Source organism: Actinomadura fibrosa, assembly GCF_900659615.1.
Lineage (GTDB): Bacteria > Actinomycetota > Actinomycetes > Streptosporangiales > Streptosporangiaceae > Spirillospora > Spirillospora fibrosa.
Genome location: NZ_CAACUY010000337.1, coordinates 1 through 8154, shown reverse-complemented (window position 1 = coordinate 8154; position 8154 = coordinate 1). Strand labels below are relative to the sequence as shown.

Here is an 8154-nt window from a genome sequence, read left to right as displayed (position 1 = left end):
CGCCCGCCCCGTCCGGCGCCGCCACCGCCCTCGGCCGGGCCCCCGACGGCGGCGACGACCTGCGCCGGACCGGCGCCGCGGTGCGGCGGCTGCTGTTCCCCGCCGGGCTGGACTACCTCGTCCGCCACCTCATGGGCGGCCACGAGGCGGGCTGGGACGCGGACCTGCCCGCGATCCGGTCGCACTTCGTCGCGCACGTCCACCCGGACGGGCCGCTCCCGGCGCTGCGCGTCGGCCGCCAGGTCTACGGCGTGCTGCCGGTCGCGGCGATGCGCCGCTGGGCCGCCGCCGGGCCCGGCGAGGCGAAGGCCGTGGACCTGCTGACCCGGCTGCTCGACCGGGTGTGGCTGACGTCGCCGGTGCCGCGGATCCGTCCCGGCCTGGACGACCCGGACGGCACCATGCTCGACATCCTCGCGACCGACGCGCTGCCCCGCGAGATGCGGGTCCGCGCCATGCTCGGCAACGAGTACGTCGCCTGGCTGTGGCGGTTCGCCCGGCTGGAGCTCGGCGGCGGCTGGCGGGAGCAGGTGGCCGGGCCGTCCCGGCGGCTGCTCGCCGACCTCGGGCTCGGGCGGCCCGGCGACCCGCCGCTGTCCCTGGCGGTGTTCGCCGACACGTCGATGCGGCTCGGCACGCCGATCGCGGGCGGCGACGCGGCGGCGATCCGCGCCTACCTCCAGGAGCTGGCCGCGCCCGGCCTCCGCGCGGACGAGGCGCCCGCCCCGTCCGGTCCTGCGCCGCTGTTCCGGCGGCTGCTGCGCGCGGCGCTGCTCGCCGAGCACTCCAACGCCGCCGCGCTGATCGACGGCGTCGGACAGGTGCCCGACCCGGAGCTGATCGACATCTTCCCGCGCGAGGTGACGTCCACGCTCGCGCGGCGCCTCGGACAGCCCCTCCCGCTGCCCGGCGGCGGCACCGATCCCGCCCTGACGGTCGGCGGCTACCTCGCGGCCGCCGACCGTCCGGGCGACACGCGGCACGCGGCCGTGACCAAGGACATCCGCGACTTCCGCGACACCCTCACCCGGCTCGCGGGGCCCGGCCTCGCGCCGGAGCGGCTGGAACGCGAGGTCGCCGGGACGCTCGCGCTGACCGCGCACCGGCTGGACGCCTGGATCACCTCGTTCGCCACCAAGCGGCTGGAGGGGCTCGTCCGCGGGCGTCCCGCCGGGGAGAAGGCCGGCGTGCACGTCGGCGGCTACGGCTGGGTCGCGAACCTCGTCCCGCCGTCCGGGCCCAGGGACCAGGTGCCGCTGCCGGACGGCGTCCCCGCGGGGCCGCTCTACCCGGCGCCGGACGAGGCCGGGCACGTGCACGCGCCGTCGCTCACCCAGGCGGTCACCGCGGCCGTGCTGCGCAGCGGCTGGCGCTCCCACGGCGGCGCGAACGGCAGCGCGAACGGCGGCGGGAACCCGCTGGCCGTGGAGCTCACTTCGCGGCGGGTGCGGCTGGCCGAGCAGCTCATCGCGGGCGTCCGCGACGGGCAGCCGCTCGGCCTGCTGCTCGGCTACCGGTTCGAGCGCGGCCTGCACGACCACCCGCGCGGCCCCCTCGACCAGCACCTGCCGCTGTTCCGGGACGCCGCGCCGGTCCGCGCGCACAGCGTCACCCCCGACGCCACCGCCGTCCCGGCGATCGAGTCGACCGCGGTGACGGACGGCCTGGAACTGCACCGCCTCCACGGCGCGGGAGACCTGGACGCCGTCCTCGCGCAGCTTCCCGTCCGCGACCGGGCGGCGGTCGAGGACGTCCTCACCGACCTGGCGGACGCGATCGACGCGGTCGGCGACGCGCTGCTCGCCGAGGGCGTCCACCAGATCGCCCAGGGCAACGCCACCCGGGCGGCCGCCGCCCTCGACGCGTCCGCGCACGGCGGCTCCACCCCGCCGGAGCTCCAGTTCTGCCGCACCGCCGACAGCGGCGCGGCCGTCACCCACCGGGTCCTGCTGCTGTTCAACTACGACGCCCGGTTCGAGAAGCTGCGCTGGGGCGCCCCGATCGCCGAGCAGGTGCGCGTGTTCGCCGCCGCCCCGGCCGACGGCGTCGCGACCGCGCTGCTGTCGCCGAACTGGCGGGTCAGGTGGCGGAACACGTGGCGCTCGCCGGACGGCGCGCGCACCGTCGTCCAGCCGCCGCTGAGCCTGGACTACCTCCAGATTCCCGCGATCGACCACGTCGCCGCCCCGGTGCGAGGGGCGCGCCCGGACGCCGGCGCCGAGCTGGAGCGGCGGATCGAGGCGGCCGCCTGGCCGCGCCGCGACGCCGCGAAGGTCGGCGAGGACTGGACGCTGGAACCGGGCTTCGAGCGGGACCCCGCCTGGCCGGCCGACCAGGTGTCGCTGGCCGAGTTCCTGGAGGCCGCCTCGGCGGTGCGGCGGCTGCTCACCCAGTCCCGCCCCGTGGAGGCCGCTGACCTCGCCGGGCCCGGCGCCACCGCCGAGAGCACCTTCGACCAGGCGACCAAGAACCGCGCCGACTTCGCCCTCCAGATCCTCGGCACCTCCATCACCGGCCTCGCCGCCACGGCCGAGACGGAGGTGCGCAAGGCCCTGGCGAGCGCCGCCGGGTTCGGGGTGCTCGGCGCCGTCGCCCCGCCGCCGCGGACCGGCGCCGCGCAGCTGGTCATGGAGCAGGCCGCGTCCGCGCGGACGGAACTCCTGCACCGCAGGCTGGCGCACTGCCGGACCGTCGCCGAATACCGGGGCCGCGCGCTGACCTGCACGCTCGACGCCTGCACCTGCGTCCCCGCCGACTACGACGCGCCGACGGCACCGCCCGCGCGGCGCCGCGACTACCAGACCGCGCGGCTCCGGGCGCTGTTCGGCCAGGACCTGCCCGTCCTCCAGAACACCGCGGCCCCCGACCCGGCCGCGCTCGCCGCCGCGCTCGCCCCCGGCAACGAACTGGCCGGCGGGTCGGCGCACGCCGTCCGCCGCTGGCTGGCCAAGTACGGGCGGGTGCGGCCGAAGGTCGGGACCCTCCAGAAGGCGCTCGCCTACACCGAGGCGCTCACCGGGGCCGGGGCCGCGACGCTGCCCGCCACCGTCCGCGCCGTCCAGTTCCCGTCCAAGCCGGGCGACCGCTGGGCGGGGGAGAGCGCACCGGCAGGCGACGTCGTCTCGATGGTCGTGGTCACCCTCGGCGACTTCGACCCCGCCAAGCCCGTCACGGGACTCCTCGTGGACGAGTGGACCGAGGTCGTCCCCGCCGCCCGGCAGGAGACCGGACTGACCTTCGAGTACGACGCGCCCGGCGCCACCGCGCCGCAGGCCGTCCTGCTGGCCGTGCCCGCCGACGGCGCGCCCGCCTGGCAGCCCGACGCCCTCGTCCAGACGCTCGAAGAGGCCTTCGACCTGGCCCGCGCCCGCGCCGCCGACATCGACTCGCTCGGCGCGGCCGGACAGTTCCTCCCCGGCACCTACTTCCCCGTGAACCTGACCGAGCCGCAGACGTCCACCGACTTCGTCCCGGACGCGCCGCCACCCGACGGGACCGCTCCCGCCGGAACGCTCACGGCGCCGCCGACCGTGCCGTCCACCGCTCCGTCCACCGCTGGGGGGACCCGATGACCGTTCCCGAGCTCGTCCCGGACGCCGTGACGCCCCCGCACGTCCCGTCGATCACCACCTGGAGCCGGCTGGAGCCGCGCACTCGCGCCGAGGACCTCAGCCCCGCGCTGGAGGCCCGCACCGCCGATCCGCTCTGGTTCCTCGCCCGGCAGTGGCAGCTCGGCGAGTTCCAGGGCGAGGACGCGGGCAGCCCCGTCCTCGCGAGGCTCGACGTCGAGTCCGCGCGCTTCACCGAGGTGCGGTACGGGCCCGCAGGCGGCCCGGCGGCGCCGATGCCCACCGCGCGCCCGCTGGAGGCGGTCGTCGAGGCCGAGGACACCGGCGGCGCCCACGACCTGCGCTGGGCCGCCGACACCGGGCAGGAGCTGCTCCGCTTCCTGTCCGAGCACGGCGCCGGGGCGGTGCGCGCGGCCGTCGTCGCCCGCTACCCGATCACGGGACCGCCCGCGGACGGCCCGTCCGCCGCCGACGAGACCACGGCCGGCTACCTGCGGATCATGGCGGGCCGGGCGCCGCACGGCACGAACGTGCTCCGCGACTACGCCAAGGGCGCGTTCCCCGGCTCGGTGGCCGTCCCGGCGGAGCTGGCCGCCGCGGTCGCCGCGGCCATCACCGGCTGGCTCGACTGGCTCCAGGTGGGGGAGCGGCCCTCCGACACCCCCGACCCGGGCTACCTGATGCGTCTCCCCGGCGTGCTGACGCCCGCGCCGACCGGCGCGCCGCAAGACCCCCCGTGGCCGCCGGACGGGTTCCTACCGCTCGTCGACACCCCCGGCCCCGACGCCCGCACCTGGCAGCGGGAGCGGATGGAGTACGCCTTCGCGGTCGCCGCCACCGGCTCCGGCGGCGAGACCGTGCTGACCGCGCCGGAGTACGACGGCGACCGGCTCGACTGGTACCACCTCGACCACGACCCCGGCGCGTCGCTGGGCGCGCCGTCCGACACCGAGCGGCGCACGCGGGTCGTCGTCCCCACCCGCGCCGCCTACCCCGGCATGCCCGCGACGCGGTTCTGGGAGATGGAGGACGCCGACGTCAACCTCGGCCGGATCGGCGCGGGCCCGACCGACCTGGCCCGGATGGTCCTGGTGGAGTACGCCACCGTCTACGGCAACGACCACTTCGTCATCCCCGTGGACGTGCCGAGCGGCTCGGCCACCCGGATCCGCTCGCTCGTCGTCACCGACAGCTTCGGCGTCCGGACGCTGGTGCCCGCGACGGCACCCGGCCAGGGCTGGGGGCTGTTCCGGCCCGCGCCGGCAGGTGGCGGGCCGTCGTCGTCGCCGCTGCTCGTCCTGCCGCCGACGACGTCCTCGACGCTGTCCTCGGCACCCGTCGAGGAGGTGCGGTTCCTGCGCGACGAGACCGCCAACCTCGCCTGGGCCGTCGAGCGGACGGTCACCGGCGCCACCGGCGAGCCCATCGACCGGGACGGCCAGGTGCCCCGCGCCCAGGTGCCGCCCCGCGCGGACGTCCCCGGGCTGCCCGAGCTCACCTACACCTTCGCCACCACCGTCCCGGAGAACTGGGTGCCACTGGTGCCGACCCCGGAGGACGGGCGGCCGGACAGCGTCCGCCTCCGGCGCGTCCCGCTCCAGCAGCCCACCCGGGGCGGGACGCCCGTGCCGGTCATCGGCCACAGCCGCGTCCTCGACTGGACCCTCGCCCCCGACACCGGACGGGTGGTGAGGCTCGCCGTCCCCGAGGAGGAGGTCGGACGGGCCGGGCTCCGCGTCGTCCGCGAATGGCGGCTCGCCCGCTGGACCGACGGGTCGGTGCACCTGTGGCTCGCCCGCGCCAAGCGCGCCGGCGGCGGCACCGCCTCCAGCGGCCTGCGCTACGACGCCGTCGCGCCCCGCTGACCGCCCTCCCCGACGCCTCGCACCGACTCTCTGGAGACACCGATGACCATCACCTGGCGGAACGGCACGGCCCTGCCGATGGCCCGGCCCCGCTACTTCGACTACCAGTTCCTGCGCGCCGCCGACCTCGCGCAGGGCCTCGACTACCTGCTGTCCCGGCAGAACCTGCTGACCCGCACCCAGTCGCCGTCCGGCGTGCTGTCCGGCCTGGCGGTCAACCCGGCGGGCGGCGACGTCGTCGTCACCGCGGGCGTCGCCGTGGACGCCGACGGCATGCCGATCGTGCTGCCGAACGACACCCGCCTCACCCTCCCCGGCGACGGCACGCACATCCTGACGATCACGCTGCTGGAGCGGGAGACCGACGTCAATGGCGACGGCGGCGTCGCCCGCGCGACCCGCCTCACCGAGGAGGGGCTGCTGAAGTTCGCGGCGTCCGCGCCGTCCGACCCGGGCCGCTCGCTCGTCCTCGCGTCCGTCACCCGGCAGGGCGGCACCGTGACGGTCGACACCGCGTCCCGCGCCGCCGCCGGGCTCCGCGTGCTCAGCGGCGCGATCACGCCGACCGCCGGGAACACCCGCCGGTCCGGCATCCAGTGGCCCTCCGACCCCGGCGGCGGCTCCGGCGACGAGGCGTTCCTCCGCTACTACGTCCGCGGCGGCGAGGAGACGACCCTGCTCATCGGCGTCAGCAACGACGCCGGCGACACGATCGACTTCCTCCAGGGCGGCGCCGAGCGGCTCCGGATCGCCGGCGGCATGCTCCACCTCGGCTCGATCAACGGCACGGCCGTCACCAGCGGCCAGGTCGTCTCCGCGCTCGGCTTCTGGGGCCACGGCGTCCAGCACGGCCAGCTCTCCTTCCGCGCCGGGCGCGGCTTCGAGCTCATCGACGCCAGCTCGAACTGGCCGACCCTCGACTACGCCTTCGGCTCCCGCCCCTACGCCGACCTGCACACCCGCGAGGTCACCGCCGCCGCGATCGCCGGACGCGGCGGCGCGCTGACCGTCCGCGGCGGCACCACGTTCGAGAATGCCGTCGTGGCGCGCGGCGACCTCACCGTCCAGGCGAACCTGCTCGCGCAGGACGTGTACCACGCGCCCGGCAAGTCCATCCTCGGCCAGGGGCGGCTGCACATCGCGGGGGAGGAGCGCCTCTACCTGCTCAACAAGGGCGGCGTCCACATCAACGCCGACTGGGGCGGCGGCTCCCCGGGCGCCGGGACGCTCACCGTCGGCTCCCACACCAAGCCGTCCTGGAGCGGCGGCGGCATCAGCACCTTCGACCTCTTCGCCGACGGCGCGATCTACGTCGGCAGCTACGAGCGCGACAACTGGCCGATCAAGCTGATGGCCGACGGCACGCTCTGGGCGGGCGCCAAGCACTTCCTCATCGACCACCCGGTCGAGCCCGCCGAACGCGACCTCGTCCACGCCGCCGTCGAAGGACCCGAGTACGCCGTCTACTACCGCGGCGAAGGCCGGCTCGCCGACGGCAGGGCCACCGTCGAACTGCCCGGTTACTTCGAGGCGCTCACCCGCCCGGACGGCCGCACCGTCCAGCTCACCCCGAAGTTCGAGGCCGACGAACCCCTGTCACCGCTCGCCGCGTCCGCGGTGGCGGACGGCCGGTTCGCCGTCCGCACCGTCGACGGCGCCCCCGCGGACCACGGCTTCTACTGGGAGGTCAAGGCCGTCCGCGCCGACCTGGACGAACTCGCCGCCGAGGTCCCCAAGGCCACGCACTGAGGCGTGTCCCCGGCGGCCAGCCTGGGGGCACGCGCTAGGTGTACTGCCCGGTGAAGTCGGGGACGCGGCTGGCGGGATCGTCGTCGGTCGACGGCCGACACCGGGCCGACTCCCTCCTCCGCCCCCACGATCCACGCACCTGGATGCCGCCCGCTACAGGCGCCGACTTCGAGACACGCGTCGGGCCGGACGGGGTGTCCGGCTCCGGCCGCCGACCGCGGCCGGGGCGCTAGTCGCGATGCGGGGTGCGGGCGACGACGAGCGCGGCGAGCTCGGCGCGGCTGCGCACCCGCATCTTCGCGAACACCCGCTTCAGATGCGTCTCCACGGTGTACCGCGAGATGAACACGCGCTCCGCGATCTGCGGGTTCGTGAGGCCCTCCGCGATCAGCGCCGCGATGTTCCGCTCCGTCGGCGTCAGCGCCTGCCACCCGTGCGCCGGACGGTCCGCGCGCCGCCGCCGCGCCCCGGGCCGCACCCCGAGCGCCCGCAGCGCGGCGGTGGCCCGCGCCGCCTCCCGCCGCGCCCCCAGCGGCTCGTAACGTTCCAACGCCTCGGCGAGCATCCGCCGCGCGTCCGCCGCCCGGCCGTCCCGGGCCAGCGCCACCGCCGCGCTCTCCGCCGCCAGCCCGTGCTCGAACCCGCGCGAGCCCTCCCGGTACGCCTCCACCGACGCCACCAGCGCGTCCGTGTCACCACTCGCCAGGCCCATGCAGTGCAGCCGGAGACCCTCCGCGGTCGACGTGCCCGCGTGCTCCGCGTACTCGGCGACCTCACCGGTGACGGCGTCCGCGACCCGCCCGTCACCCGCCGCCGCCGCGAGCCGCACCGCGTCCAGGGCCGGCAGCCGGTTGCCGAGCATCCGGCAGCCGTCCAGCGCCCGCCACGCCCGCGCCGCCCCCAAGAAGACCCCCGCCAAGCTGGTCTTCGCCGCGCCGCGCCGGGGCAAGCCGCCGCGGCACCTCGCCGAC

The 8154-nt window shown here is 76.8% G+C and carries 4 protein-coding genes; 3 read left to right on the top strand and 1 reads right to left on the bottom strand.

Translation table 11 applies throughout. The features are described 5' to 3' along the window. The 3 genes from E1300_RS50895 to E1300_RS45215 all read left to right on the top strand — a co-directional run. The coding region (locus E1300_RS50895) for a hypothetical protein (protein ID WP_165503290.1) at window positions 1-3572 on the top strand (3572 nt) is incomplete at its 5' end. Further along, complete coding sequence (locus tag E1300_RS45220) at window positions 3569-5434, top strand: hypothetical protein (protein WP_131763439.1); 1866 nt, start codon at window positions 3569-3571, stop codon at window positions 5432-5434. The genes E1300_RS50895 and E1300_RS45220, both read left to right, overlap by 4 nt. 42 nt (window positions 5435-5476) lie before the next feature. Then, on the top strand, window positions 5477-7183 hold the full coding sequence (locus E1300_RS45215; RefSeq protein WP_131763438.1) for a hypothetical protein: 1707 nt from the start codon (window positions 5477-5479) through the stop codon (window positions 7181-7183). A 229-nt stretch (window positions 7184-7412) separates the two neighbouring features. Here E1300_RS45215 and E1300_RS45210 read toward each other — a convergent pair whose 3' ends face one another. Further along, window positions 7413-8045 carry a helix-turn-helix transcriptional regulator gene (locus tag E1300_RS45210; protein ID WP_131763437.1) on the bottom strand — a complete coding sequence of 211 codons (633 nt, stop codon included), beginning with the start codon at window positions 8043-8045 and terminating at the stop codon, window positions 7413-7415. Window positions 8046-8154: the final 109 nt, after the last annotated feature.

Coding starts and splice junctions, on each gene's coding strand:
- E1300_RS45210 (WP_131763437.1), bottom strand. CDS start 8,045: ATGCTCGGCAACCGGCTGCCGGCCCTGGACGCGGTGCGGCTCGCGGCG.
- E1300_RS45215 (WP_131763438.1), top strand. CDS start 5,477: ATGACCATCACCTGGCGGAACGGCACGGCCCTGCCGATGGCCCGGCCC.
- E1300_RS45220 (WP_131763439.1), top strand. CDS start 3,569: ATGACCGTTCCCGAGCTCGTCCCGGACGCCGTGACGCCCCCGCACGTC.